The organism is Lentzea pudingi (assembly GCF_014646255.1).
Taxonomy (GTDB): domain Bacteria; phylum Actinomycetota; class Actinomycetes; order Mycobacteriales; family Pseudonocardiaceae; genus Lentzea; species Lentzea pudingi.
The window spans coordinates 738,183-762,890 of the sequence record NZ_BMNC01000001.1; the positions used below are offsets into that span (position 1 = coordinate 738,183).

The 24,708-nt window shown below is 71.2% G+C and carries 22 protein-coding genes and 1 pseudogene; 6 read left to right on the forward strand and 17 right to left on the reverse strand.

Annotated features, from left to right (window positions below; all coding sequences use genetic code 11):
• Window positions 1-2: 2 nt before the first annotated feature.
• The 11 genes and pseudogenes from IEY88_RS03315 to IEY88_RS03365 form a co-directional block, all read right to left on the reverse strand.
• Complete coding sequence (locus tag IEY88_RS03315; RefSeq protein WP_189153024.1) at window positions 3-1,079, reverse strand: NAD(P)/FAD-dependent oxidoreductase; 1,077 nt, start codon at window positions 1,077-1,079, stop codon at window positions 3-5.
• A complete protein-coding gene (locus tag IEY88_RS03320; protein ID WP_189153025.1) occupies window positions 1,054-2,073 on the reverse strand; it encodes a hypothetical protein in 1,020 nt (339 codons plus the stop codon). Before IEY88_RS03320 ends, IEY88_RS03315 begins: the two co-directional genes overlap by 26 nt.
• Complete coding sequence (locus IEY88_RS03325) at window positions 2,070-3,203, reverse strand: metallopeptidase TldD-related protein (RefSeq protein WP_189153026.1); 1,134 nt, start codon at window positions 3,201-3,203, stop codon at window positions 2,070-2,072. Before IEY88_RS03325 ends, IEY88_RS03320 begins: the two co-directional genes overlap by 4 nt.
• Window positions 3,200-5,395 carry a lantibiotic dehydratase gene (locus IEY88_RS03330; RefSeq protein ID WP_189153027.1) on the reverse strand — a complete coding sequence of 732 codons (2,196 nt, stop codon included), beginning with the start codon at window positions 5,393-5,395 and terminating at the stop codon, window positions 3,200-3,202. The genes IEY88_RS03325 and IEY88_RS03330 overlap by 4 nt, the downstream gene beginning before the upstream one ends.
• Window positions 5,392-6,756, reverse strand: a complete 1,365-nt coding sequence (locus IEY88_RS03335) for a hypothetical protein (protein WP_189153028.1) — start codon at window positions 6,754-6,756, stop codon at window positions 5,392-5,394. Before IEY88_RS03335 ends, IEY88_RS03330 begins: the two co-directional genes overlap by 4 nt.
• Complete coding sequence (locus tag IEY88_RS03340) at window positions 6,753-8,966, reverse strand: lantibiotic dehydratase family protein (RefSeq protein ID WP_189153029.1); 2,214 nt, start codon at window positions 8,964-8,966, stop codon at window positions 6,753-6,755. Before IEY88_RS03340 ends, IEY88_RS03335 begins: the two co-directional genes overlap by 4 nt.
• Window positions 8,963-11,374, reverse strand: a complete 2,412-nt coding sequence (locus IEY88_RS03345) for a lantibiotic dehydratase (RefSeq protein WP_229693046.1) — start codon at window positions 11,372-11,374, stop codon at window positions 8,963-8,965. The genes IEY88_RS03340 and IEY88_RS03345 overlap by 4 nt, the downstream gene beginning before the upstream one ends.
• Window positions 11,371-13,167 carry a hypothetical protein gene (locus IEY88_RS03350; RefSeq protein ID WP_229693047.1) on the reverse strand — a complete coding sequence of 599 codons (1,797 nt, stop codon included), beginning with the start codon at window positions 13,165-13,167 and terminating at the stop codon, window positions 11,371-11,373. Before IEY88_RS03350 ends, IEY88_RS03345 begins: the two co-directional genes overlap by 4 nt.
• Window positions 13,161-13,262: pseudogene (locus IEY88_RS03355) on the reverse strand (ammosamide/lymphostin RiPP family protein); the annotation flags it as partial. The gene IEY88_RS03350 and the pseudogene IEY88_RS03355, both read right to left, overlap by 7 nt.
• A gap of 441 nt (window positions 13,263-13,703) precedes the next feature.
• On the reverse strand, window positions 13,704-14,444 hold the full coding sequence (locus IEY88_RS03360) for a VOC family protein (RefSeq protein WP_189153031.1): 741 nt from the start codon (window positions 14,442-14,444) through the stop codon (window positions 13,704-13,706).
• 27 nt (window positions 14,445-14,471) lie between these two features.
• Window positions 14,472-15,128, reverse strand: a complete 657-nt coding sequence (locus IEY88_RS03365; protein WP_189153032.1) for a TetR/AcrR family transcriptional regulator — start codon at window positions 15,126-15,128, stop codon at window positions 14,472-14,474.
• Between the two features lie 102 nt (window positions 15,129-15,230).
• Here IEY88_RS03365 and IEY88_RS03370 point away from each other — a divergent pair, with 102 nt between their 5' ends.
• Window positions 15,231-16,769, forward strand: a complete 1,539-nt coding sequence (locus tag IEY88_RS03370; protein ID WP_189153033.1) for an MFS transporter — start codon at window positions 15,231-15,233, stop codon at window positions 16,767-16,769.
• Window positions 16,770-16,837: 68 nt separating this feature from the next.
• Window positions 16,838-17,404: a hypothetical protein gene (locus IEY88_RS03375; protein WP_189153034.1), complete on the forward strand. Its 567-nt coding sequence runs from the start codon at window positions 16,838-16,840 to the stop codon at window positions 17,402-17,404.
• A gap of 183 nt (window positions 17,405-17,587) precedes the next feature.
• On the opposite strand, the gene IEY88_RS03380 is transcribed toward IEY88_RS03375, so the two are convergent.
• The 3 genes from IEY88_RS03380 to IEY88_RS03390 form a co-directional block, all read right to left on the reverse strand.
• Window positions 17,588-17,977 carry a PRC-barrel domain containing protein gene (locus tag IEY88_RS03380; protein ID WP_189153035.1) on the reverse strand — a complete coding sequence of 130 codons (390 nt, stop codon included), beginning with the start codon at window positions 17,975-17,977 and terminating at the stop codon, window positions 17,588-17,590.
• Between the two features lie 141 nt (window positions 17,978-18,118).
• Entirely contained in the window at window positions 18,119-18,652 is a 534-nt protein-coding gene (locus IEY88_RS03385) for a DUF305 domain-containing protein (RefSeq protein ID WP_189153036.1), read from the reverse strand.
• Window positions 18,652-19,506, reverse strand: a complete 855-nt coding sequence (locus IEY88_RS03390) for a lytic polysaccharide monooxygenase auxiliary activity family 9 protein (RefSeq protein WP_229693048.1) — start codon at window positions 19,504-19,506, stop codon at window positions 18,652-18,654. Before IEY88_RS03390 ends, IEY88_RS03385 begins: the two co-directional genes overlap by 1 nt.
• 196 nt (window positions 19,507-19,702) lie before the next feature.
• On the opposite strand from IEY88_RS03390, the gene IEY88_RS03395 reads away from it, so the two are divergent.
• Both IEY88_RS03395 and IEY88_RS03400 read left to right on the forward strand, forming a co-directional pair.
• Window positions 19,703-20,059: a VOC family protein gene (locus tag IEY88_RS03395; protein ID WP_189153037.1), complete on the forward strand. Its 357-nt coding sequence runs from the start codon at window positions 19,703-19,705 to the stop codon at window positions 20,057-20,059.
• A 10-nt stretch (window positions 20,060-20,069) separates the two neighbouring features.
• The gene (locus IEY88_RS03400) at window positions 20,070-20,315 is read left to right on the forward strand and encodes a DUF2630 family protein (protein WP_189153038.1); all 246 of its coding nucleotides are present in this window, start codon (window positions 20,070-20,072) and stop codon (window positions 20,313-20,315) included.
• A 1-nt stretch (window position 20,316) separates the two neighbouring features.
• On the opposite strand, the gene IEY88_RS03405 is transcribed toward IEY88_RS03400, so the two are convergent.
• Both IEY88_RS03405 and IEY88_RS03410 read right to left on the reverse strand, forming a co-directional pair.
• Entirely contained in the window at window positions 20,317-20,805 is a 489-nt protein-coding gene (locus IEY88_RS03405) for a GtrA family protein (RefSeq protein ID WP_229693049.1), read from the reverse strand.
• A 74-nt stretch (window positions 20,806-20,879) separates the two neighbouring features.
• A complete protein-coding gene (locus IEY88_RS03410) occupies window positions 20,880-21,800 on the reverse strand; it encodes a helix-turn-helix transcriptional regulator (RefSeq protein WP_229693050.1) in 921 nt (306 codons plus the stop codon).
• Between the two features lie 70 nt (window positions 21,801-21,870).
• Between IEY88_RS03410 and IEY88_RS03415 the strand changes: the two genes are divergently transcribed.
• Together IEY88_RS03415 and IEY88_RS03420 are read left to right on the forward strand one after the other, a co-directional pair.
• Window positions 21,871-22,461 (forward strand): class I SAM-dependent methyltransferase, encoded by a 591-nt coding sequence (locus IEY88_RS03415; protein ID WP_189153039.1) that lies wholly within the window; start codon window positions 21,871-21,873, stop codon window positions 22,459-22,461.
• A 123-nt stretch (window positions 22,462-22,584) separates the two neighbouring features.
• Complete coding sequence (locus IEY88_RS03420; protein WP_189153040.1) at window positions 22,585-24,549, forward strand: WD40 repeat domain-containing serine/threonine protein kinase; 1,965 nt, start codon at window positions 22,585-22,587, stop codon at window positions 24,547-24,549.
• Here the strand turns inward: IEY88_RS03420 and IEY88_RS03425 are convergent.
• Window positions 24,546-24,683, reverse strand: a complete 138-nt coding sequence (locus IEY88_RS03425; RefSeq protein ID WP_189153041.1) for a hypothetical protein — start codon at window positions 24,681-24,683, stop codon at window positions 24,546-24,548. The two genes, IEY88_RS03420 and IEY88_RS03425, sit on opposite strands and share 4 nt — an antisense overlap.
• Window positions 24,684-24,708 lie beyond the last annotated feature (25 nt).

Here is a 24,708-nt window from a genome sequence, read left to right on the forward strand (position 1 = left end):
GCTCACCCCGCCACCGCCGTCAGCGTCCGGGAGGGGCAGAAGTTCCGCGGGAGGTCGTCCCACTCGTCGTGGAGCAGTCCCGCGGCGAGACCCACCGAGGTGGCGCGGGCGGACAGGAGTCCGTGGCCCGCGTGGCCCGCGTTGACGAAAACCCTGTTCCTGCCGGGGACCCTGCCGACGAACGGCCTGCCGTCCGGTGTCACCGGGCGCAGTCCGGCGCGCAGTTCGGCGGGGCGCGCCTCGCCGATGTCCGGCAGGACCGCGAGCGCGAACCCGAGCAGCCGGTGCAGTGCCGCGACGGTGGTGTGCTCGGCGAACCCGGCGTCCTCCTCCGTCGCGCCGACGATGATCCCGCCGTTCACCGCGGGCGCCAGGTAGAACGCGGACGAGAGGATGCACGGCAGGTCGGTCCCGGTGTCGATCCTGAGCATCTGACCGCGCTGCGGCCGCACTCCGATCCCCGGCGCCAGGACCGTCGACGTCCAGGCCCCGGTCGCGAGCACGACGTGCCGTGCCTCGACCACTCCCCGGCTCGTGGTGAGCGTGACGTGGTCCTCGGTCTCCGCGAGGTCCAGCACCTCCACGTCCTGCCGCCAGTCGACGCCCAGCGCGACGGCGGCGTCGTGCACCGCGTCGAGGTAACGGCCCCCGTCGACCATCAGGCCGTCCGACCGGTGGTAGCGCCGGGTCTCGGGCAGCCGCAGGCCGGGGGCGACCGCCGAGAGGTCGGCGTGCTCGACCAGGCCGTCACCGAGGCCGTCGGCGGACTGCTCCGCCCGCAACGCCCGCAGGATCGGCCTGGCCACGGAGAACGGGCCGGATTCCGGTTCCAGGCGGGAGATGTCGGCGTCGAGGTGCGAGCGGGCGCCGCACAGCCATGCGTAGAAGTCGGGATCGGACAGGTAGCGCGCGGACGGCACGGCGACGCCCGCGGCCTGCCGGGTGGCCCGGCCGGCTTCCGTCCCGGCGTCCAGCACGGTCACCGTCGCGCCGCCGAGCGCGAGTTCCTCGGCCAGGCACGCACCGGCGATCCCGCCACCGACGACGGCGAAGTCAGGGCTGGGTGAGGGTAAGGGCATCGGGATCCTTCGCTAGGAGTTCTCGTGCGGGAGGCAGGACCAGGGCGGGCGTGGAGACGTCGCCGTCGGTGCTGACCGTCCACTCGGGACCGGCGCATCCGAGCACCGAGCGCAGCAGGCGCAACGGTTTGGCGCGCAACGTCAGGCCGAACCAGTCGCCGGCGCGGGCGAGGCAATGCAGGGCCACCGTTCCGTCGGAGTGGTAGCGCTGCAGTCCTTCGAGGCACCAGTGCAGCTCCAGGGCCTGTTCGGGTACCGGCAGTGCCGGGCCGGTCAGCCGCAGCAGGCCCGGGGCCGCGACGGTGGTCCCGCTGTCGTGGTCCCATCGCGACCGGGGCCGTTCCGGAGCCACCGCGCGCCCGTCGCGGATGAGGTCGACGGCTTCGGCCTTCTCACCCAGGTCGTCCACTGTGGACTCGCCGGGGATCAGGGGAACGTCGGTGACGGTCAGCCGCGGCAGGATGAGCCGTCCTGCCCGCCGCTCGCGCATCCGCCTGCCACCGGCCGAGTTCAGCGCCATGGCGGCACCGGTGACGATGATGGCCGCGACCGGCGGACGCAGCACGATCATCCGGTCGGCCCACGTCCCGGGAGCCCTTCCGATCGACAGCGGTACGTCCCGCGCGGCGAGCACGGCGGCGGAGCCGAGCAGGGCGTCCGGCTCGCCCGCCGTGCCCGCGCCGATCAGCACGGGACCGGCGAGCGACTCGATCCGCGCCAGGACGCTCGACCACCTCGACGTGCCGAGAGGACCCGTTCGCCTCTGGACCGACGACACCGCGCTCTGCAGGGGGAGTCCTGCGACCGACTGCGCCAGGCCGCGCAGCACGCTCACCGCCTCGTCGTCCACGGGCGCGTCGGTGAGCCGCTCCGAGCGCCGCACCACGTGCCGTTCGTCGCGGTGCAGCAGGGTCACCTCGACCGACCTGGTCAGCACGTCACGGCGAGGTGCCGGCACCAGCAGGCCGCGGACCTCGGTGTTCAGCTCGCTCATCGCAGGACCACCGATCCCGCCGGGAGCCGCACACCCGCGTTCGCGAACGACACGGGCAGCGGGAACTGCCCGAGCTTGCCGCACCCCCGGTCGGCCCGGCCGTAGGCGCGGACCTCGGGATCGACCGGCTCCAGCGCGGCCAGCACCTCGTCGGCCCTGCCGTGGATCTCGAACGGGCGCAAGCGGTGTTCTCCTTGCAGCAGGGCGGTTCCCGCGCGGAAGACGAACTCGCCGGTCGCCACGTTCATCCGCACCAGCGCGAGCCCGAACGGCCGGATCTCGGCGTGCCGGGAGGGCGTGACCGGGGTGTCGAGCGGGAACTGGGCACGGGTGTGCGCCATCCGCACGACGGCGGGATGCCGGTGGTCGAGCCGCCGGCCGTGACCCGTGGCGGGCAGGCCCAGCGCCGCCGCCGCGGACCTGTCGGTCATCGGCGACCCGACCACACCCGCGTCGAGCAACGGCACCGCCGTCGTCGGCGTCCCCTCGTCGTCGACCACCGCGTGGTACCCGCCCGCGGGATCGGCGAGACCGTCGATGACGGTCAACCAGGCGGGCGCCACCCGGTCGCCCGCACGGCGCGACAGCCAGCTCGTGCCGGAGGCCAGCACGTCGGCCTCCATCGGGTGCCCTAGGAGCTCGTGGAAGAAGGAGCCCGCACGGCCGGGAGCCAGCACCAGGTCGGCCTCCGGCGGCAGGTCGGCGAACGGCAGGGAGTTCCTGCGGCGCAGCGCTTCGACGGCCCCGGGAACCGCCAGGGGCGCGGGGTCCCGCCAGCCGACGACGTCCCAGCCGCCCTCGGTGCTGATCGTCAGCGAGGCGACGTGGCGTTCGTCGAACCGCAGCACCTCGGGCGGCCCGGCCAGGACGTGCTGGTGGAAGAGCGCGGCGGTGAGCGTGACCTCCTGCGCCCGAGCCAGCTCCACCAGCTCCGCCGTGTCGAGCTCCGCCGGCCGCAGGTCCCGCACCCGGTCCTCGAACAGGGGCGAGACCCGGTGCTCGCGCACGCCGTCCGCGCCGGTGATCTCGGTGCACGCGCCGACCCGGACATCGTCGTGGCGTTCGACCGTGCCGTCCGGGAGAACCCGGACGCGCAGTCGCCGGGTGCGGCCCGCGTAGCAGATCATCATCCCGCCTCCTCGTGACCGGTGACCTGGATGCGGGCCTCGCTCGTGTACCGGAGACCCGCGGAGTCGCGCAGCCACAACCGGTCCGGCGACGGCGACATCGGCTCCACCGAGACGGCCCGCGCCCGGCCCGCGATGTGCGCGAGGAGGTCCGCCGCGAGCGGCGAGGCCAGGTCGATCAGGTACGGCTTGCGTTCGGTGTCGCTGCGGCAGAACACGAACCGCGCGCCGGTGAGCCGGGCGAGGCGGCGAAGCCGCAGGAACCGTTGCGGGGGAGTCGTGGCGGTGAGGTCGTCGGCGTCGACCGACCACCGCGGCCGTTGCACGACCACGTCCCCGATCACCACCTCGGGCTGTGCGTCGCCTTCGGTGAACACCGGGTGCACGACCTGCGGATGCGACACCGCCGCCAGTGGCGGGTACTTCACGAAGTCGCTGAGCGGCAGGTACGCCTGCACCGCCTCGCCGTGGCCGTCCCGCAGTTCGGCGCGTCCCTCGGCCAGGACGACGGTCAGGTCGCGTGGCCTGCTCAGGTCGGTCCGCGCGGCGTCCACCCACGTCAGGGGCCGGAACGCGACCTCGGGCCCGGGGAACCTGTAGAAACCCTTGTTGCGCCTGCCGAAGTCGAACCCGGTGAGCGTGCCGTTCCTGGCGCGCACCCAGTCGCGGGCCTCGTCGCCGAACTCGCCCTCGCCGTCGAACATCGTGCCGAGCCAGCTGGGGACCAGGAGGTGGTGGTGCGTGCGGGCGACCACCAGTTCCGCGCCCGCCAGGTCGTCCTCGCCGGTGGCGGACGCGCACAGGTCGACCACGGCGTACCGATCGCCCGGCAGGCCGGCGGCCCGGCGCACGAGGTCCTCGGCCTCACCCGGTGCGTGCACGGGCGCGTGGCCCGTCTGGAAGGTCGTGGAGGGAGCGGCGAGTGCTGCGGCGGCACGTGCCGCGTAGGTCTCCAGATCGAGCGGTTCCGACGGGTCGAACCCCGCTGCCCGCAGGGCGTTCCACACGACGTCGACCGCCGCGGACTGGGTCGCCGCACCGTGCGCCACGCAGGCTTCGAGGACCGGCTGGAGCCGGTGTTCCCACTCCTTGAACAACTCCGGGGAGACCTCGAACGCGAAGGGCGACGCGCACTCCTCGAAGAAGATCGCGCGATCGGCGTAGGTGGCGCCGGCACCACGGCGTGCCGGGATACCGGTGATCTCGCTGAACCGCGCCTCCAGGGTGGCGACGGCCGCGATGCGTTCGGTCAGCGACTGGTTCTCCGTGGCGGCCCGCAACGACTCCAGCGAGTCCAGCCGGTCGAGCCAGGAGTCCCGAGCCGCGGACCGGGGCAGCGCCGCCACCTGGGCTCGCAGCGTGAGCAGCGGGGCCGGGTCGTACTGTCCGCCACCGAGTTCGACGTCGGCCGCGCCGTCGCCGACCAGGTCGCGCAGGGCCAGTGCGACCTGCTTGGCGGGCAGCCCACTGGCCCGCACGATCTGGCGGAAACCGCTGCCACCGGAGGCGATCGCGGCGCCGACCGGTCCGTCTGCCGCGTCGAGCAGGTGGAACCGCAGCTCCGGCAGGATCCGGGTGTCCTTGGCGATCGCCCGCACGAGCGCGCGGACCGCCCAGTCCGAGAGGAACACCCGCCGCGTCCGCGTCCGGTCACGCCGCAGGACCGTCCGCGAACCGGCGGTGCCGTACGCCATCGGGCCGAAGAAGCTGACGGTCTCGTTCTTGGCGCAGAACCGCTGCACGTAGGTGTACATCTGCCGCCGCACCCGGCGCCACTTCGAGGTCAGGTTCCCGCTGTGCCCGGTGAACGGCACCAGCATGTTGCGGTGGGCGTCCGGATTGGACAGGAACACGGCCTCCTCGACGCCGGGATCGCGCAGCACCTCCCGCAACCTGTCGCTCGCGGCGTCGTCGGCGGCGTCGTACAGCTCGCAGAACCTCGCCAGCGCGGCGGTCCAGCTCTCCAGGAGCGCGGCCACCTCGGGGTCCTTCACCGCGGGCAGACCGGTGACGGCACCGCGGCGCACGTGCCCGGCGAGCTGCGGTGTCCGGTCGAGCAGCCGGTCGGCCGCGTCGAGGACGTGGTCGGCGGCGGTCAGCACCTCGTCGTGCGCGCCGAGGTCCTCGAGCCAGTCGAAGGGCATGCCCGCGTGCCGCAGCACGAACACCCGGCCGACGCGCCATCGCCTGCTCACGCGGGTGCCTGCCAGGCTCCGGCGCGGACGAGCTGATCCGACAGCTTGCCGCGGGTGCGGTGGGGGAGCCGGTCGAGCACGGCGTGGTCACCGCGCGAGAGCCTGCGCACGACCGGGGCCAGCTTCGGGTGCAGCCGGAAAGCGCTGCCACTGCGCAGGTTCACGACGAAGTCGCCGGGACCGCGACCGTCCGGTCCGGTTCCGTCGGTGGTCACGACGGCCGCCGACGAGTTCCAGCGCGACCGCTCGGCACCGCGCAGCACGGCGCAGCCGGCGAACCTGCCGGGGAAGAGCTCGGTGAGCGACGCGGTGTCCAGCAGGAGATCGCGGATCACCGCGTCGCACTCGTCCCGCGTCATCGTCGCGGGTGCGGTGAAAGGGCTCCAGCGGGGAAGGTCGTGGCCGGTGGGGGCGGGCAGCCGCGTCACCTCCCAGTGATCCGGCCCGGTGCCGAGCCGGAACGGGCGCAGGCCTGCGAGACGTCCCTCGGCGGCGAGTGCCCGCGCGGTGCGGCTCACCTCGCCCGCGCCGACGCCCGGTGCGCCGACCAGCAGTTCGACCGCGGGCAGGACACCGAGTGCGGACAGGTCGGTCACGGCTCCGTCCGCACCCGTGACACGGTCGTCCGACTCCCAGCGCGCCGCGGTCACGACGAGGCCGCGGCAGTTCTCCGCGGCCTGTGAGGAGATGGTGCTCGCGGCACTCGCGTCCCACCAGGCGGCCCACGGGCGCCCCGGCCGCCAGTCGCGGGGGTGCCGCGGCCACGCGACCGGTTCACCACCGGACCACTCGCCGCGGACTTCACCCATCGGTGGTGCGGTCGGCGACACCCTGGCGCCCGGCAGCATTTCCATCAGCACGGTGCGATGCGTGTGCGCGAACGTGCCGCACAACCGCACCCGCAGAGGACCGAGCCGGTTCGCGAGCGCCACGGCGGCTGGGAGTTGCTGGTCGGTCTCGACCAGCACCGCGACCGGCCCTGAGGGAAAGGTCTCCAGCGCGTGCTCGACCTCCGGTGCGAACAGCGTGCTGCGAGCCGCCGCCGAACGCACGTCCGCGCTGCTCTCGGTGGTGCCTCCGACGATCTCCACGTCGTCCGCGGCCGTGCGCAGCGCGGGATCGGCCGCGCCCATCGCCCGCACGGCGAACGTCAACGCCCGCAGGTGGGCGAAGCCGCGTTCGGGTCGCACGAGGATCTGGGCCGACGCGGCGGCGAACAGCGCGGTCAGCGGATCCGAGCCGGTCGGGAAGTCCCGGGCGGCCCTGCTCAGGAAGTGCGCGTTGAGGTCCAGCGCGCCCGTGGCGCCGTCGCGGAAGTCGACGGTGTGGTCGAGCAGCGGTGGAATGATCAGCGGTGTCATGCCGGGTCGCCCCCAGGTCGTAGGTAGACGCTGCGCAGCTCGGCTGCGAAACGAAGCCGTCCGTCCCGCAGCCACGCCTGTTCCGGTTCGGGGAGGACCTCCGAGATCCTCAGCCGGTCCGCTGTCCCCGCGAGCCGGGTCAGGCCGTCGAGCAGGGCGGGCGTCGCGGTGTCGACGAAGATCGGTTTTCGCTCGGCGGGGGACTTCGCGAAGAACCGCGCGGGCAGACCCGTCTCCGCGATCCACTCGGCGACGGCCCAGAGCCGGTCGGCGTCCGTCTGCTTCGCGCTCGCACGCGGCACGGCCGCGCTGTCCACCGTCCAGCACCGGCGGCTCAGCACGACGTTGCGCCAGGTCAGCCGCGGCACGTGGGGCAGGTCCGGCAGTTGCGGGCGCCGGATGCGGGGCAGCGCCAGCGCGGTGTGCAGGCCGGTGTCGAGCTCACCGTTGTGGAACAGCAGGTCCACGCCCGGATGGCGACGCGATCGCAGGAACGCCTCCGTGCCGTCGCTCTCCACGTACAGGTCGTCCAGCCCGATCCTCGGCAGGTCCGGGTTCGCCGCCGTGCCACCGAGTTCCAGGACCAGACCGGGGTACTCCAGCGGCGGCAGTCCCGTGCTGCGGCCCGACACCACCGTCACCGTCGCGCGCTGTCGCAGCACGCGGCGGATCTCCGCGTCGCGCCGGGCGATCCGGTCCGCCGCCTCGGGGTGGAACTGCATCGCCCACGGAGTGAGCAGCGCGGCGTCGTGGATGTCGCCGAGCACCAGGAGGGTCTCGCCCTCGCGGTACCGGGCGAGGTCGTCGACGACCGGCAGCAGGTCGACCGAGCAGAGCACCGCGTCTCGAGGAGTGCGGGCGGGAGCGATGTGGTCCGCGAGGTCGATCGACTCGGTACCGGCCTTCGCGACGGTCTCGGCCACGGCGGCGGCCAGTTCGCCGCCGGGTCGCACCTCCAGGTCGGCCGCGAGCTTCAGAGCGGCGCCCAGTGACGTCCGGCAGGCCCCGAGCAGGGAGGCGAGCGCGCGGTTCGTCGCCCGCCGAGTCGCTTCGGCCTCCCACGCGAGCAGGTCCAGCGCGCCGGGGACCACCGTGCGGAGGTCTGCCGCCAGCCCGCCGCTCAGGGTCGCCCTCACGGTGCCGGCAGCGGCCTCGTGCACGACGACGCGGTCGTTGTAGAACCGGCCGCCGCTCACCGCCCGCGCGGGCAGCAGGTTCGCGATCTCGCCCTGCAGCGCGACCTTGCGAGACGGTGGCGCGGCGGGGTACTCGGCCAGCGCCGCCCGGACCGTCTTGACCAGCACGTCGATCTCGGACGTCCCCGGCTGGTCGGCACGCGTCCCGATCCGGTGCGCGAGCCACCGCCACGGGTCGACCTCCGTCGCGGGCGGCACCAGGTCGTGCGTCAGCCGGCCCGAGACGATCGCGGCCCGGATCTCCTCGCGGGCCGCTGGACCGTACTCCGCGACTGTCCGCGTCCCGTCGACGTCGGCGATCACGCCGGTGGCCCTGCGCAGCACGGTCTTGCGGCGCGGGACCAGCCGGTCGAACACCCGGTCGTCGCCGAGGATCCTGCCCTGCAGGGAGTCCAGGATCCGGGCGGCGGTGTGCGCCTGCCGTTCACGGATCTCCTGGTGGCCGTCCCAGCCGAGCGCACTCGGGCCGGGGTCCGTGGTCAGCTCGGCGTAGTTGATGGGGCCGAAGAAGCTCATCGTCTCGCTCTTCGCGGCGAGCCGTTGCGCGTAGGAGGCCAGTTGCCGCCGGATCCGCGCACCCTTGGCTCCTCGTTCGAGGTCCCGGTAGGCGGCGGGCGACGAGCACACGACCGCGTCCAGGAACCGTTCGTCGGCGCGCAGGGCGGCGAACGCCTCCGCGACGTCCTCGATGTCCTGGTCGACCGCGCTCACGAAGGCGGCCTGGGCGTCGGCGAGCGCCTCGGTCAGCCGGTTCCACCCGGCGAGCCACGCGTCGGGCAGGGCGGGATGCGGTTCCAGCCCGCGCAGTCCCTTGAGCCTGCTCTGCTGCCCGCGGCTCAGCCGGGCGTTCGGACGCAGGCCCTCCGCGTGATCGAGTGCGGCCGCACGCAGACCGGCGACGGTGACCAACGCGGCCGCGCCACCGCCGTACCGCAGCGATTCGACGGTCTGCCAGGGAAATCCCGCGCTGCGCAGCACGAGGCTCGGCAGCAGCGTCCAGTCGGTGGTGCTCATCGGACACCCCCGGTGAGCGCGATCCGGAACTCGGACGTGGTGGGCCTGCCGTGGTGCTCCAGCCACAGGGAGTCCGGTGCCGGTCGCATCTCGGCGAGGGTGAACTCGTCCGCCTGCCCGGCCCGCAGCAGTGCGGCGAGGACCTCCACCGCGAGCGGGTTGTCGAGGTCGACGGCGATCGGTTTCGGTTCGTGCGGCAGGGCGGCGAAGCAGAACCGGGGGAGTCCCCGCGTCGTCCTGAGCCGTTGTGCCGCCAGGAAGATCTCGGTCGTGCCGTGCTGCGGGGCGATGTCCAGATCGGCCGCCCGGCAGGCCCAGCGCGCGCGTTGGGCGATCAGGTCGCCGACCCGGACCCGAGGAGCCTGACCGGCGATCCACACGGTCGGCAGGGACGCCGACGGCGCTGCGAACGCCCGCAGGTGCGGATGGTCGTCCTCGCCCGCGTACAGGACGAGCTCGCCGTCCGAATCGTGCAACCGAGGGCCGTTCTCCGCGAGCACGACCGTGACGGCCGACAGCGGGACCGACCGCGTGGCGTCGTCCGTGGCGACGGCGGTGACCTCGATGAACCGCCCGGGAAACGTGTCGGACACGAGCCCCTTGTGCCGCCTCCTGCGGATCACCGTCGCGAGCCGTCCCGGCCCGCCCCACGGGCTGAGGTCCGCGGTGAAGTCGGCGGCGAGACCGTCCGGGTCGTCGCTGAAGTGCCCTTGCGATCCCCACGCGAAGACGTAGGGGTGCAGTTCTCCCAGCACGATCAGATCCTCGTCCCGGCCGTGTTCGAGCAGGACGTCCGGACTGACGAACGCCGGTCGCGACGGCGGCGGGCACAGCGCCAGCACCGACTCCGGAGTGAGCACGGACTGGCGCGGATCCGCCGGGTCCACACCGGACAGCACGAGCTCGCGGTAGCTCTCCGCGAACTGCCGCGCGGGTTTCTCCAGTTCGGCGAGCCGCTCCTCCGGTGCGTTCTGGACGCGCCTGATCAACTCGTCGTAGGGCATCTCGGCATCACCGCGCATCAGCTCTCCGCACCACTGGTTCGCTGCCAGGGTGCGAAGTTCTCCGTGGTGGGAGGCGACGGCGAGCACGGGGGACAGCTGCCCGGCCCAGCGCCGCGCGGTGTCGGTGCCGACCAGCACCGGGGTCTGGTCGCCGCGCGCGTCGATCGAGACGACGGCGCGATCGGCGTACATCCGCCCGGCCGCGCGGCGCGCGTCGACTCCGGCGAGGCCCGTGAAGCGGTCCTCGAGGTCGGCCAGCCGGCTCGCTCTGGTGGCGTGGTCGGCCGCGTGCGCGTAGCGGTCCGCCAATTGACGTACGTCGGTCAGGGCCGTGGGCCACGACGTGTGCGCGGCGTGCCGTCCGGCCCAGCCGATCAGCCACTCCAGCGGCCGCGAGGTGGTCGACGGCGGTTCCGGTGCCCTGCGCACCGCGCCCGCCCGAGCCAGCTTCGCCAGCAGCGTTCGTGCCGCGACGAGGTCGACTCCGGCGAGATCGGCCAGCACGCCGACGGTGCGCTCGCCGTCGATGGCCGCGACCAGGGCCGCCTGGTCGTCGGTGAGCCGCACCGCCCGTCCGTCGGCGAACCGGACGGTCGAGGCGTCCCGGCGGCAGGACGGCAACCACGACGGCGGAACGAGGTCCGCCATCGCGGGATCGGCGGCGATGGCCTCGGCGAGAGCGCACACGGCCCAGAAGGCGACGAACGCCTCGACCTCGCGCACCCCGGCCGGCGTTTCGCCGCCCAGCAGGATGCCCGTCACCTCGTCGCTGACCTTGCCGTGCACCAGGGGACCGAAGAAGCTGGTGGTCTCGTTCTTGACCGCCAGCCGCTGGGCGTAGAGGTACGCACGGCGCTGGAACGCGCGGTCCTTGGCGCGCACCGCCTTCGGCCCTGCGGTGGCGCACCAGCGCAGGACCTCGGCGTGGAAGGCCGGGGCCAGCTGGAGGAGGGCGTCACGGACCCGCTCGTCGCCGAGCAGCGGACGCAACCGCCGGTCGCGGTCGGCGGACTCGGCCGTCACGGCCGCGGCCAGGAGCTCCGCCGAACGGTGAGCGGCCAGCCAGGCCGCCTGGTAGGCCGCCATCGGCTCGCGCAACTCCGGCAGCGACGCGGGGCCGAGTTCTCCCCGGCGGCCAAGGGCACGGCGAGCCTTGGACAGCACCCGCAGCGCGGGCTTGTCCTCCGTCTCCGCCGCCCGGGACACGGCGTCGACCAGCTGGGGCAGCAGGACCGCGCGTGCCCGTTCGAGTGCGGCGGTCCGATCGCGGTACTCGCTCGCGCGCTCCGCGGTCTGGCGGTGGGCCAGGTCGAGCCACCAGTGGATCCCGAATCCGGCACGGCGCAGCAGAAGACGCGGGGACAGCCGCCATCGCAGGGCCACCGCCGCCTCCGGCCTCGTCACGGCCCGTCCTGGAAGTTGACGGCGTCGAACGGCCGGTTGAGCTTCGTCCTCGGCCGGGGCAGCACGGCGGCCATGGCGCGGGTGTCCGAGGCCGCGTCCGCCAGGGCCGCCGCCTTCGCGGGACTGCTCGTGCTGATCCGGGCGAACCGCACGACGTCCTCGGTGCCCGAGCTGTCGCCGGTCACGACCGCCCGGCCCGCCTTGGCCTGCGCGATGCGCAGCGGATCGGCGAGCCGGCGGGCCGCGTCCTCCGCGGCGCGGTAGTGCTCCAACGCCCGTTCGGACTCTCCTCGATCGGTGTGCAGCCCGCCGAGTTCCAGGCGCACCTCGCACTCGTGGAAGTCGTCGCGCCCGAACCTCGCGCACTCCAGGGTCACCGCGAGGTCGTCCAGCGCGGCCGTCGCCTCGCCGACCAGCAGCCGCAGTCCCGCCGACCGGTAGGCGTGGTGCTTGCGGAAGGCCGGTTCGGAGGAACCGCTGGCCTGGCTGAACTTCTCCCACGTGGCCAGTGCCTGCTCCGCGCGCCCGGACTTCTCCTGCAGCACGCTGATGTTGGAGTACAGGTTGATCCGCAGGTGCGCCGAACTCGAGTCGGTGAGGCCGGCGAGACACTCCAGCGCCAGCTTCTCCTGCTCGAACGCCGACTTGAGCCTCTTCTGCGCGAAGAACGTCAGGCCGCGCAGGTTGTGCAGCCACCCGCGTTCCCGGCGCACGCTGTCGGACTCGTCCGGTCGCGCGGCGACGGCCGCGAAGCCCGCGTCCAGCTCGGCGGAGGCCTCCACGAGGTCGCCCGAACGCTTCGACAACGTCAGCGCGCGATAGAGATGTGCCTGTGCGCGCAGTTCCGGCGACAACTTCTCGCCTGATTCCCGCATGGCCGCGAAATGAGCGAGCGCGGCGGCCTGGTCACCGCGGAAGCTGGCCTGGATTCCGAGAACTTTCAACAAGAAGGCGCGGACGTCCGCGAGTGAACGCACGATTCCGGGTTCGAACTCGATCGCGGCGGCCAGGTCGTCGGAGTCCCGGGCGGCGGTGACGATCTTTTCGACCGCGGTTTCTTCGAGACCGGGCAGGAGAGCGAGAGAGGAAACGGCGACCGAAGCCATCCCTTCCCAATTCGAACTGAAGAAGGCGAGCCGGCAGTATGTGAGCGCGGCCGAAACGCGGTCTGCCGCGGAACCGTCACCCATTGCTCTCGCGTAGAGATCCGCCTCGGGTGTGAACACCTCCGGCGGGGTGTGCCGCGCATTCGGGTCGGGGACCAGGTCGGTGAGACCGATCGGCAGGCCCATTCGGTTCAGGCACCGCACCTTCTCGGCGCGGTAGTCGGCGTCGGCGCCGGGCGGCTCGCCGACGCCGAAGCGCGGGGAGACCAGCAGCTGCGCGCCGGGGGAGGTGGCGGCGTGTTCCGCGGCCCGCATGAACCCGCGCAGCGACGAGAGGTCGGTCCCGGCGAGCCCGGTCAGCAGCAGCGGTGAGCCCAGCTCGGCCGCGCCGGTGCACAGCGCCGCCGCGGCGACCGTCAGCACGCGGTAGACCTGCTCGCTCTCGCGGTGCAGCCGGCGTTCGGAGGGCGCGAGGGCCACGTCCTGCAACGCGGGCCCGTCCGCCTCCGCCGGGAACAGCTCCGCCCACTCCGCCGGACGGGATCCGGGCAGGTCACCGAACGTCGCACCCGACGCGCGCAGTGCCTGCAGAGCACGCCGCAGTCCGTCGTAGGAGGCGCCCGGCCCGGTCGCGACGTCCACCTCGACGGCGCCCGGCACCCGGCCCTCCGCCAGCCACATCACCATGTGAGGGCTTCCGTCTCGGCGAGCGCGAGCGGGGCGATCTTGTTCTCCACCTCGTCGAGGTCGAAATCGACGTCGTCGAGGTCGTCGAGGTCCTCCAGCTGGTCCTCAACGATGTCCGCGGAACGGTCCTCAAGTGTCTCTTCGGCATTGTTCGTCGCTTTTTCGGGCATCACAAATCCATTCAATGGGTGTGGTGACAAAAGAGAAGCGCGAGCTGAAAGAAGGCGCGCTGAAGTGGTGCTCCTGCCCCAGTGCAGGCGAATGACGCGATGGCGCGCTCGAACGTCGAAGGCGCGCCCGAAATCAGGCGTCAGTTGTGCAGAACACAGACCATTCGACTACCCCCCGTTGTGCGGGCAACAGCCCGTCAATTCAGACAATACCCAGCGGAATAGCCCGGTTCAAGGCGTCTCGCTGTTCAGCCCCTGGTCCATCCGGGTGAGATTCGCTTGAACGAGTTGTACGCACGGCAATGAGCCCCGTCCGGCACGCCGAACGGGGCTCCCATGCATTGTTCTAATAGGTGGGAAGTCAATTCACGGGCGGCGACTGGGGTCGATGACCGCGAATTTCGCTCCTTCTGGATCGGAGAGGACGGCCACCCGTCCGGCCGGGATGTCCGCGGGCGGGCGTTCCACCCGGCCTCCCGTCGCCACCGCTCGGTCGGCCAGCCGGTCCACGTCGCCGGGGCCGCTTTCGAAGTACGGCAACCAGTGCGCCGGTGGAGGTGCCACGAGCCGGCCGGCTCCCGGCGCGCCGCCCGCCGACCAGATCACGTAGTCGTACCGGTCCCCATCGCCGATCTGGGTGCCCGAGAAGCCGAAAGCCTCCACGTAGAAACCGTCCACGACGGACGCTTCCGGGGTGGACAGCTCGGCCCAGTTGACCATCCCTGGGCGGTGGTGTCCCACCGTCCAATCGCCGATCTGTTGCCACAGCCCGAACACGGCGCCCGCCGGATCCGCGACCACGGCCAGGACACCCTGCCCCTGCGCCACGACCGGTCCGTGCAGCACCTTGCCGCCACGACTCGCCGCGGCCTCCGCGGCCAGCCTGGTGTCCTCAGTGGACAGGTAGACCGTCCAGGCGCTGGGTTCGTCCGGCTTCCGGGGCCGGACTCCGGCGACCGGCAGGCCGTCCACGTCCGCGTAGACGTAGCTCCCACCGGGATCGAGGTCGAGCCGCCAGGTCCAGCCGAACAGGCCCGTGTAGAAGTCGCGGGCCGCGTCGACATCCGCCGCGCTCACGTCGACCAGGCCGATCATGCCGTTGTTCATCGTCTGCGACTCCTTCCCGATCCCCGCTCAGGCCGTCTCGTCGGTCGGTGTGACGCCCAGCGCGGACGCCAGCGTGGCCAGCACGACCGTGCGCACTCCCGGGCCGTCGTAGTACTCGTGGTCGAGCACCCGCGGAATGATCAACCCGTCCAGCACGCCGACCAGGACGGTGACGACGTTCTCGATGGCCTCGTCGCTCGACGCCAGGCCCTGGAAGTCGCCCTGCTCGACCCCGCCGCGAATGGCGTCGACGAAGGGCTGGCGGTAGCGCCGGTGCAGGTGCTCACCGTGCTCGCGCAGTTCGGGATCGCGCATCGACGCGTGCCAGAACTCCATCAGCATCCGCCACGCGTCCTCCGACAACGGGTCGAGCGCCCGGTCGACCAGCGCCACCAGCCGTTGCCATGGTGAACCTTCCGCGGCCGTCGCCTCGAGGGCGAGGACCTCCTGCTCGGTCGAGTGCTGCAGTGCCTCGAGGAGCATGTCGTCGCGCGAACCGAAGTAGAACTGCAGGGTGCTCACCGCGAGCCCGGCGACCTGCGCGACGTCGCTGAAACGGGTTCGGCCGTAGCCGCGCTCGGTCAGCACGGTGATCACGTGCTTGAGCACTTCCTCGCGCTTCTCGCCGCCGGCCCGCCGGCGTGTGCTGAGAAAGCGTCGCTCAGCACCTTGAACTGGGCTCATGCCCGTCACCGTATGGCTCTACCGTATGACAGTCAAGGTCCTCATGTGGCATGAGCTATCGTATGGTCATACGGTTGCTAGATACGAGCTTGTGAGGGGTCAATGGCTGATCGGGCAACACCTGGCGAACGCACCACCCAGGTACACCGCTGGTTGGTCCTGGCGTTGATGTGCAGCGGGTTGCTGCTGGTCGCGATGGACAACACGATCCTCAACGTCGCGCTGCCCGCGATCGCGGACGAGCTGCGGCCGGGTAACACGGCCCTGTTGTGGATCGTCGACCTCTATTCGCTGGTGGTGGCCGGTCTGCTGGTGACAGCGGGCACGGCGAGCGACCGGAGCGGTCGCAAGAAGTTCTTCCTGATCGGCATGGCCCTGTTCGGGATCTCGTCGGTGGTCGCCGCGTTCTCGGGCTCGATCGAGGTCCTGCTGGCGTCGCGGGTGCTGCGCGGCATCGGCGGCGCGATGATCATGCCCGCGACCCTGTCGGTCATCCGCAACGTCTTCACCGACTCCCGTGAACGCGGCGTGGCCATCGGCATCTGGTCCGCTACGGCGTCCGCGGGATCGGCGATCGGCCCGATCCTCGCCGGAGCGGCGTTGCAGTACTTCCACTGGGGCTCGGTGTTCCTGATCAGTTTGCCGATCGTCGTCGTCGCGATGGTGCTGACGGTGATCTACGTGCCCGAGTCGCGGGACCCGTCGCCCGGCCGGTTCGACCCGCTCAGCGTCGTGTTGTCGATGGCAGCCGTGGTCGGCGTCGTGTACGGCGTGAAGGAACTCGCCGGACACGGTCTGGCACCTGTCGCCACCGCGGTCCTGCTGGCGGGCCTGACGCTGGCGTTCACCTTCGTCCGCAGGCAGGGCAAGCTGGACAGCCCGTTGCTCGACCTGTCGTTGTTCAAGGCCAGGCGCTTCGTGGCCGCGACGTTGTCGGTGCTGCTGTCCTTCTTCGGCTTCTTCGGCCTGTTGTTCTTCCTCACCCAGTACTTCCAGATCCTGCGGGGCTACAGCCCGCTGGAGACCGGTCTGTGGCTGTTGCCGCTGGCGCTGGCGAGCGTCGTCGCCGCTCCGCTGACCGGTGCGATCGTCGCGAGGACGGGCACCAGGGTCACGCTCGCCGGCGCGTTCGCCCTGCTGTCGATCTCGCTGGGGGTCTTCTCCCTGCTGGGAGGCGAGAACGACACCCTGTTGATCGTGCTCGGCTTCCTCGGCGTCGGTTTCGGCGCGAGCGTGGCCGTGACCGCCGGCTCGCAGGCGATCATGACCAGCGCCCCGCCCGAACGGGCAGGAGGAGCCGCCGCGATCCAGGAGACGTCGTTCGAACTGGGCGCGGGCCTCGGCGTGGCGCTGCTGGGCAGCGTGATGGCCGCGCTCTACAGCACAGCGATGACCCGTTTCACCGACACGGCCGCGTCCGAATCACTTCCCGCGGCGGCGGTCGCGGCGTCCAAATTGGACGGTCCGCAGGCTGCGGCGCTCATGGACGCGGCGAAGGCGGCCTTCATCGACGGCCTCTCCGCCGCCGCACTGGTGGGAGCGGGCGTCATGCTGATCACCGCGGTGCTCGCCGCGGTCTGGCTCCCCCCGCTGGCCGTGGAACGAGAGGAACTGGCCGCAGGCGCCGGCGGCGACTGGTGACCAGCGGCGCGTCGGCGGCCACCCCCCAAGTCCGCCGGCGCGCCGCCTCCCCTTCGACCAGGAGCACCATGATCGTCACCCACCGCATCGCCCACGCCATAGCCGACGGCGAGGTGACAGTTGCCTACCGCCGATGGCGCCGGCCCGCGGTCAAGGAAGGGCAGGAGTTCCACACCGTCGCGGGAGTGGTCAGGATCGACACGGTGAACACCGTGAACGATCCCCTGACCGCGGCAGACGCGCGAGAAGCCGGCTACAGCTCCCTCGCTGAACTCACCGCGACCTTCCGCGACACGCCAGGCGCGTTCCTCTTCCGCATCGGCCTCTCGTGGAAGGGCCCGGACCCCCGCGAACAACTGGCGGCGAACACCGACCTGACCCGTGAGGACGCCGAGGAACTGGACCGCCGCCTGGCCGGACTGGACCGGCAGATCCCGTGGACGCACCACGTGCTCAGCAGGCTGGCGGAGGAGCCAGGCCTCGTCGCCGGACGCCTCGCCGGCGAACTGGACATCGACAAGGAGTCCCTGAAACGCAGGATCCGGCACCTCAAGGCGCTCGGCCTCACGATCAGCCTGACCAGCGGCTACCGTCTCTCGCCGCGCGGTGAGGCCTACCGCGACCTTCAGCGCTGAAGCGCAGGGCCGCCTCGCGCATCAGACGGTTGGACAGGCCTCGCCGCTCGCCAGCCTGGTGGTAGACGTTCGCGAGTCAGGGCGCGCAACACGTGTTGCCGCAGACATCGACAACGGGACCGACCGGTCCTCATCGACCTTGAACGAACCCACGCTGACCTGCAAGAGTCGCTTTTTTGCAGGTCAGCGCGGATCGGTGCGATAACTCTCGGCGTAATACTCGTCGGTGCGGCGCCGGTAGTTCTCGTGGTCGTCGTGGTCGTACTCCGGCGCGTCCTTGATCTGCTCCTTGGTGCGGTCGACGAAGACCTTGCGTTCCGCGTGGTCCACGTGCCGCACGGTGCCGACGGGCAGCACGACCTTGTGGCCGAAGATCCACGGACCGGTGTCGACCATCAGGCAGTCGTGCGGCACCTTGGCGTTGTCCTCGTCGATCTTGCCGATGCCACCGTCGGTGGCCTCGACGTCGTAGCCGATCAGGCCGGTGTCGGGGCGGTCCGCGAGGTCCTGTTCCGGTTCGCCGGCCCAGGACGGGTCGCGCCACACCCAGGGGATGAACGGGATGGGTTGCACGTCTGCCTCCTCAGTCGTTCCGCGTCACGCCGTCGATCACGAGCGCTCGACACCCAGCCGTGCGGCCTCCTGGTCGGTGCCGCGCTTGCCGAGCCCGGAGTGCGGGACGAACGCGCCTGACCTGTCGCCACCGGGTACCCGTCAGCCCCGGTCGAGGAACGTCCTCATCATGCCGATCTGCGCGGTCCGGGACTTGTCGATCCGTTCCGCCAGGTCCTTCACCTCCTGGTTGGCACCGCTGCCGGACTCCCACCGCGCCATCTGCACGGCGTCGTCCTGGTGCGCGATCATCACGTTGAGCAGGCGCTGGTCGAACTCCGCGCCACGCAACGCGGACAGCCGTTCGACCTCCTTGGGATCGGACTCGCGCATGCCGCCGTGGCCCGCGTGCGAGTCCGGTGGTGCCGTCAGCGGTTCACCCCACGACGTCAGCCAGCCCCTCATCGTGTCGGCCTCGGTCGCCTGGGTCTGCTCGATCGCGGCCGCCAGCATGCGCAGTTCCTCGTTCTGCGCCCGCTCCTCCGCGAGGGCGACCATCTCCACTCCCTGCTGGTGATGGGGAAGCATCATCTGCAGGAACATCACGTCCAGCGGATCGCCGCGCAACACGGCGCCCGGCTGCGTGGTCGCGCAGCCGGACACCATGAAGGCGAGCACCAGCAAGAAGAACCGCATCAGAGGCGTCGCCACAGGGCGGGCGTGTTCGGCGGTTCCCAGCCGGCGATGGCCGTGTGCGCGAGCTGGCACTCGTAGTTCACGCCGCCGTAGGTGACGCGGTTGCCGATCGAGTACGTCGTGCCCGCGGCCCACGTGCCACCCACGGGCGGCTGCGTCGTGGTGGTCGTGGTCGTGGGCGGCTGGGTCGTCGTGGTGGTCGTCGGCGGGTTCGTGGTGCCGCCGCCGAAGTCGACGTCCGAGCACGTGTAGAACGCCTCGTTGCTGCCGACCACTCGCTGCCAGATCGAGTACAGGATGTGGCGGCCGGAGCGGTTGGGGAGGTTCAGCGTCCAGTTCGTGAACGTGCTGGGGTTCTGGCCGTTGAACGTCTGGAGGTGCACGAGGTCGGACCAGCGCAGCGGCTGCGTCGGGTTCCAGCCGTCCCTCGTGATGTAGAACTCGAAGTTGCTGTTCGAGTGCGGTGCCGACGCGTGGTAGGTCACCGTGAGCGATCCGGGGGAGACCCGCTTGGCGGGCCAGTCGGCGCGTTGCAGGTCGAGTCCGCGGTACTTGTCGCGGCCCGCGCTGCAGAGCTTGCCGTCCGGGATGAGCTGGCGGTGGCGCCCGCCGGCCTCGAGCAGCGAGACCTCGTTCCAGTCGTAGTAGGCCTGCGTGCCACCGGCGGCCACGGCCGCCTTGCACGCGTCGGACTTCGGGGTCTCCGGGCCCTCGTTCTTGCACGTGTAGACCCGGCTGGCCGGATCGGACATGGTGCCGTGGGCGATCGCGGGCGTCGTGGGGACGATGAACGCGAGGACCACCGCGGTGGTGGCGGACAGGCTCGCCAGAGCAAGCCGACTGCGTGACTTCACAACGCCTCCTGGCAGGCGGAGGTGGCGAAACTCCTCCGCGAGGGAGGTGGTTCGCGTGACGGGTCGGCGGCCCTGGTTCACAAGTGTAAACAATTGGTTGAACCATTTGCTTGGACCGATCGGACGAATCGCCCTTGGTGCGATGAGTTCTCCTCGTGCCGCTGGTCCATCCCTGTGAGACGGAAGGGTGGACCGCATGGATCTGCACAGCGTGATGTGCGTGAGCGACCTGGCGAGGTCGTTGGAGTGGTACGCGGTGTTCTTCGGCCGCGCCGCCGACGAGGTCATCGGAGAGGAGCACCTGTGGCAGGTGGGCGAGAACGCGTACATCGTGCTCGACGCCCGCGACGTGCGGTCTACGCGTGTGGGTGGCTCGATGGTCACGTTCGGGGTGACACTGGGCGAATTCGACGGGGCGCTGGAACGGCTTGCCGCGCACGGGATCCGGCACGAGTCCGTCGAGACGTACTCCAACGGCGTGCGGCACGTCGAGGTGCTGGACCCGGACGGCAACAGCCTGTCGCTCGCGGCGCTGCCCGGCGGTCCGTCGTAGAGTCGGGCAGATGAGCGACGAGAACGTGCTGGGCCGCATCAACGAGCTGGTCGACGAGGAGCACGAGCTCCGTCGGCAGCTCGCCGCCGGCGAGATCTCCACGGACGAGGAGCACGCCCGGCTGCGGTCGCTCGAAGAGGCCCTCGACCAGTGCTGGGACCTGTTGCGGCGCCGCCGGTCGGCACGGTCGCAGGGTGAGAACGCCGAGGAGGTTCCCGCGCGTTCGGTCGGCGAGGTCGAGGGCTACCTGCAGTAGGTCAGTTCTTGGCGTCGCGGAAGATGACCCAGCGCATCACGCTGTACATGAACGCGGCCTCGCACGCGCCGGCGACGATCCGCGAGAGGTGGTACTGCAGGCCGAACTCGGTCAGCGCGCTGCCGACGCCGAGGATGAACGCCAGGTAGTTGATCGTGATCGCGACGGCGTACAGGCCCGCCTGCGGTCCGACCGGCGCGTGCGAGCGGAAGTTCAGCGCCCGGTTGAGCACGAAGCTCAGGCCGAACGCGAGCACGTAGGCGATCGTGAACGCGAGCGGCACCGGCAGGCCGAGACCGCTGCGGAACAGGGTGAGCAGCAGCAGGTCGACGCCGAACGTGAACCCGTTGATCAGGGCGAACCCGAGGAAGCTCGGCGCGACGACGCGGGACAGGCCGATCGGCAGCCACCTCACCACGACTTCCATCAGGTCGTGGAACCTCGTGCCGAGGTCTCGTTCGTCGTCCAGGGTGGGCGTCGGGCCGGTCATGGCACGACAGTGCCACGGCGGGGAGGGACGAAAGCGACGAAACGGCCCATGATCGACAGGCCGTCCGCAGGTGTTCAGCCGGTGTTCAGGTGGTTGAACCGCCGCCAACGCGTGGGGCTCATCCCGTGCAGCTTGCCGAACGTCCGCGCGAAGTAGCCCGCGTCCGGGATGCCCACCTGGCTCCCGGTCTCGCCGATGGGCAGGTCCGTGACGGCCAGCAACCGCCGCGCCTGGACCATGCGGCGCTCGGTGATCCACTCCTGCACGGTGCGGCCCGTCCGCCTGCGCACCGTCGAGGTCAGGTGACCGGGGGAGATGCTGACCGCGGCGGCGACCTCGCGCAGCGACAACTGCTCCGGGTAACGCCGTTCGATCACGTCGAACACCTCGGCCAGCAGCGGTTCGGCGTTCTCGCGCAAGTCGCCGACGACGTCCGCGGCCAGCCTCGACACCCCGACCAGCAGCAGCGTCAGGTGTGCCGGCACGGCCTCGCGGTAGCCGTCGCGGCGCTGCCGGAGCTCGTCGTGCAGCGCCTCGACGCGCGCCGCCCACTCGGCGCGCTGGTCACCGGGCACCCTGAGCCGCAACGCACCGGTCGCTCCGCCGTGGACGAACGGGAACAGCAGCGGGTGCGTGCGCCACGCCAGGTGCGCGCCAGGGGTCTCCGGGCCGAGCGCGTCGGCGGTGAAGAAGACGCCCCAGCCCCGTGCGCCGAGGAGGTCGTCGCCGCGGGTCCGGCCCATCACGTCGCCGGGCGCGATGACGAACAGGTCGCCGGCCTCGACCTGCCGCACGTGCCTGCCGTGGCGGACCACCCCGCCGGAGGCCTCGAAGTAGGCGATGCCGGGGAAGTCGTGGGAGTGGGCCTCGTGCGCGCCGTCGAAGTCGGCGCCGTGCCCGAGTCGCAGGACCGCCACGGGCAGCTCGCCCGGGTCAGGCCGCCAGGCGTACTTCGCGGGCTCGTCGCCCTTCAGCGGTGCTCGTCGGGTTCGCACCGTCAAATCATCCCACTCAAACCGAGGATCGACACAGAAACCCTGCCCTGTATGAGAGCAGAATCAAGTCATGGCCGAACTATCGTCCCAAGAGCGTGAGTACCTGCCCGGCGTGGGCAAGCACTACCTGCTGCCGTTCTACGACGTGCTCCACCGGGTGTCCGGGCTCGGCGCGGTCCATCGGGAGATGATCGAGGCGGCCGGCTTGAGTGCCGGGCACCGCGTGCTCGACGTCGGGTGCGGCACCGGGAACCTGTTGCGCACCACCGGAAAGCGATATGGGGGCGTCGAGCTCTTCGGGGTGGACCCTGACCTGAAGATGCTCGCGCGGGCGGAGCGCAAGATGCGGCGGGCAGGACTGAGGGCGACGCTCGACCGCGGGTTCGCGCAGGAACTGGCGTTCCCCGACGCGTCGTTCGACCGCGTCTTCTCCAGCCTCATGCTGCACCACCTCGACGGCCCGTCGAAGGGGGAGATGCTCGCCGAGGTGCGCCGCGTGCTCAAGCCGGGCGGTCTGCTCGTGCTCTCCGACATCGCGCACCACGGCCACGGGCACGCAGCGAAGGGGATCTCCGAAGCCGGGTTCACCGTCGAGCCGACCCGGACGCGGACGCTGCGCATGTTCGGCGACGTCGGGATCGAGGTCGCGAAGGTCCACTAGGGACACGTCCATTGTCGACCGATTGAACGCGCACGATGTTGCTTTGCTACCAACAGATCCAATAGATTGCGAACTTGCCGGTTACCGTCGTGGGAGCGCGTCCTCCCATCTAAGCTGCGCGCCGTGACAGATGCGAAGGGAAGTCTGGTGGCGCAGCGCTACCGGCTTGTTCAGGTGATCGGCGCCGGCGGCATGGGCCGGGTGTGGCTCGGCCGTGACGAGGTCATCGGCCGTGAGGTGGCCATCAAGGAACTGCTGCTGCCCGCCGGGCTCGACGCGCAGCAGCGGGCGTTGCTGTGCCAGCGCGCCATGCGTGAGGCACAGCTCGCCGGTCAGCTCAACCACCCCGGCATCGTCACCGTGCACGACGTCGTCGAGTACAACGGCACTCCGATGATCGTGATGGAGTTCGTCCGCGGCGGGTCGCTGTCCGACGTCATCAAGACTCGGGGGTCGCTGCCGCCGGACCAGGTCGCCTACATCGCCACGTCGATGCTCAGCGCGTTGCGGGTGGCGCACCAGGCCGGGATCGTGCACCGCGACCTCAAGCCCGCCAACGTGTTGCTGTCCGGCGACCGGATCGTGATCACCGACTTCGGCATCGCGAGGCTCACCGGTGACGTCCCGCTCACCACCGACGGGTCGATCGTCGGCACGCCCGCGTACATGGCGCCCGAGCAGGGCACCGGCGCGCCGATCACCCCGGCGACGGACCTGTGGTCGCTCGGCGCCACCCTGTACGCCGCCGTCGAGGGCCGGCCGCCGTACCAGGGCCAGGACTTCATGACGACCCTGTCGATGCTGCTGACCCAGGACCCGCCGCCCCCGCAACGCGCCGGCCACCTCGCGTCGCTGCTGGGCGCCCTGCTGCGCAAGAACCCGGCCGAACGCGCCTCGGTCGACCAGGCCCTCGCGATGCTCGCGGGCGCACCCGTCGTGCTGCCGGTGGTGGCCAGGCGCGGTGTCCGCAGGCGCACGGCACTGCTGGCCGGCGTCGGCGCGGTCGTGGCGATCGGCGGCGGCACCGCGTGGTGGCTCAACTCCCAGGACAAGACCGGTGAGGGGGCGCAGCTGCCGTCCACCCAGGACAACAAGGCGGCTTCGAACAAGGAAGGCGGCTCGGAGCAGTCCACGACCCCGAAGGCCCAGCCGGGACAGCCGCAGGAGTTCGCCGAGCACGTCCAGCTCGTCGACCACAAGGCCGCGGTCTCGTCGGTCGCGTGGAGCCCGGACGGCAAGGTCCTCGCCAGCGCCGAGGACGGCTTGGGCAGGGGCGGCGCCCTCGTCCGCATCTGGGACACCACGACGAACAAGCTCATCGGCACCGTCCAGAACCCGGACGGCCCCGGCGGCGCGTCGGCGTGCGCCGTCGCGATCAGCCCGGACGGCAAGATCCTCGCGGCGGGCGGCAACCGCACCGGCGACTTCACGACGTACCTGTGGAACCTGTCCGACCGCTCGATGATCGGCGGCCTGGACGAGAGCCGGTCGATCATGAAGTGCCTGCGCTTCCACCCGGACGGCAAGACCCTGGTCGGCATCACCCACACCGGCCGCCTGCAGGTGTGGGACGTGGCGAGCCGCAAGGTGAAGATCGGCCTGACCGAGGCGCAGGGCAGCAGCGAGCTCTCGTACAGCCCGGACGGCAAGCTGCTGGCCTACGCGGGCACCAAGTACCAGGAGGTCAAGGTCGTCGACCCGGCCACCGGCAAGACGGTCGTCACCATCAACGACTCGACGGGTCACGGCGGGGCGTTCTCGCCCGACGGCAAGACCCTCGCCGTGATCGACGCCGACGGCGAGAACAGCATGCAGCTCTGGGACGTGGCGTCGGGCAAGAGCAAGGCGGTGTTCCTGCGGGCCGACGACAACCTCACGCTGTCGAACGCGCTGTTCCACCCGGACGGCCAGACCGTCGCGGCCTGGGGGCAGGGCAACTTCGTCCAGCTGTGGGACGTGGAGACGAAGAAGATCCGCGCCACGGTGATCGGGTCCGGGGGCCAGATCCAGACCGTGGCGTTCTCGCCGGACGGCAAGCGGATCGCGGCGGGTGGTGACGACAAGACCGTGCGGATCTGGAAGCTTTAGAGCCCTTCCAGCTCGAACACGTCGATGCCGTGGCGTTCCAGCGTGTCCGCGAACGCCTCGATCAGGTTGTCGAGGATCACTCGCAGCGGGCCTTCAGCACGGCCCCTCCAAGGAGCCGGCGAACACAGCGTCATCGGCCTGTCACAAATGGTGCGGTCC

Excerpts from the sequence above, each read along its gene's own strand:
- IEY88_RS03315 (WP_189153024.1), bottom strand. The coding sequence starts at position 1,079 with ATGCCCTTACCCTCACCCAGCCCTGACTTCGCCGTCGTCGGTGGCGGG.
- IEY88_RS03320 (WP_189153025.1), bottom strand. The coding sequence starts at position 2,073 with ATGAGCGAGCTGAACACCGAGGTCCGCGGCCTGCTGGTGCCGGCACCT.
- IEY88_RS03325 (WP_189153026.1), bottom strand. The coding sequence starts at position 3,203 with ATGATGATCTGCTACGCGGGCCGCACCCGGCGACTGCGCGTCCGGGTT.
- IEY88_RS03335 (WP_189153028.1), bottom strand. The coding sequence starts at position 6,756 with ATGACACCGCTGATCATTCCACCGCTGCTCGACCACACCGTCGACTTC.
- IEY88_RS03340 (WP_189153029.1), bottom strand. The coding sequence starts at position 8,966 with ATGAGCACCACCGACTGGACGCTGCTGCCGAGCCTCGTGCTGCGCAGC.
- IEY88_RS03350 (WP_229693047.1), bottom strand. The coding sequence starts at position 13,167 with ATGGTGATGTGGCTGGCGGAGGGCCGGGTGCCGGGCGCCGTCGAGGTG.
- IEY88_RS03360 (WP_189153031.1), bottom strand. The coding sequence starts at position 14,444 with ATGAACAACGGCATGATCGGCCTGGTCGACGTGAGCGCGGCGGATGTC.
- IEY88_RS03365 (WP_189153032.1), bottom strand. The coding sequence starts at position 15,128 with ATGAGCCCAGTTCAAGGTGCTGAGCGACGCTTTCTCAGCACACGCCGG.
- IEY88_RS03370 (WP_189153033.1), top strand. The coding sequence starts at position 15,231 with ATGGCTGATCGGGCAACACCTGGCGAACGCACCACCCAGGTACACCGC.
- IEY88_RS03375 (WP_189153034.1), top strand. The coding sequence starts at position 16,838 with ATGATCGTCACCCACCGCATCGCCCACGCCATAGCCGACGGCGAGGTG.
- IEY88_RS03385 (WP_189153036.1), bottom strand. The coding sequence starts at position 18,652 with ATGCGGTTCTTCTTGCTGGTGCTCGCCTTCATGGTGTCCGGCTGCGCG.
- IEY88_RS03395 (WP_189153037.1), top strand. The coding sequence starts at position 19,703 with ATGGATCTGCACAGCGTGATGTGCGTGAGCGACCTGGCGAGGTCGTTG.
- IEY88_RS03400 (WP_189153038.1), top strand. The coding sequence starts at position 20,070 with ATGAGCGACGAGAACGTGCTGGGCCGCATCAACGAGCTGGTCGACGAG.
- IEY88_RS03405 (WP_229693049.1), bottom strand. The coding sequence starts at position 20,805 with ATGACCGGCCCGACGCCCACCCTGGACGACGAACGAGACCTCGGCACG.
- IEY88_RS03415 (WP_189153039.1), top strand. The coding sequence starts at position 21,871 with ATGGCCGAACTATCGTCCCAAGAGCGTGAGTACCTGCCCGGCGTGGGC.
- IEY88_RS03425 (WP_189153041.1), bottom strand. The coding sequence starts at position 24,683 with ATGACGCTGTGTTCGCCGGCTCCTTGGAGGGGCCGTGCTGAAGGCCCG.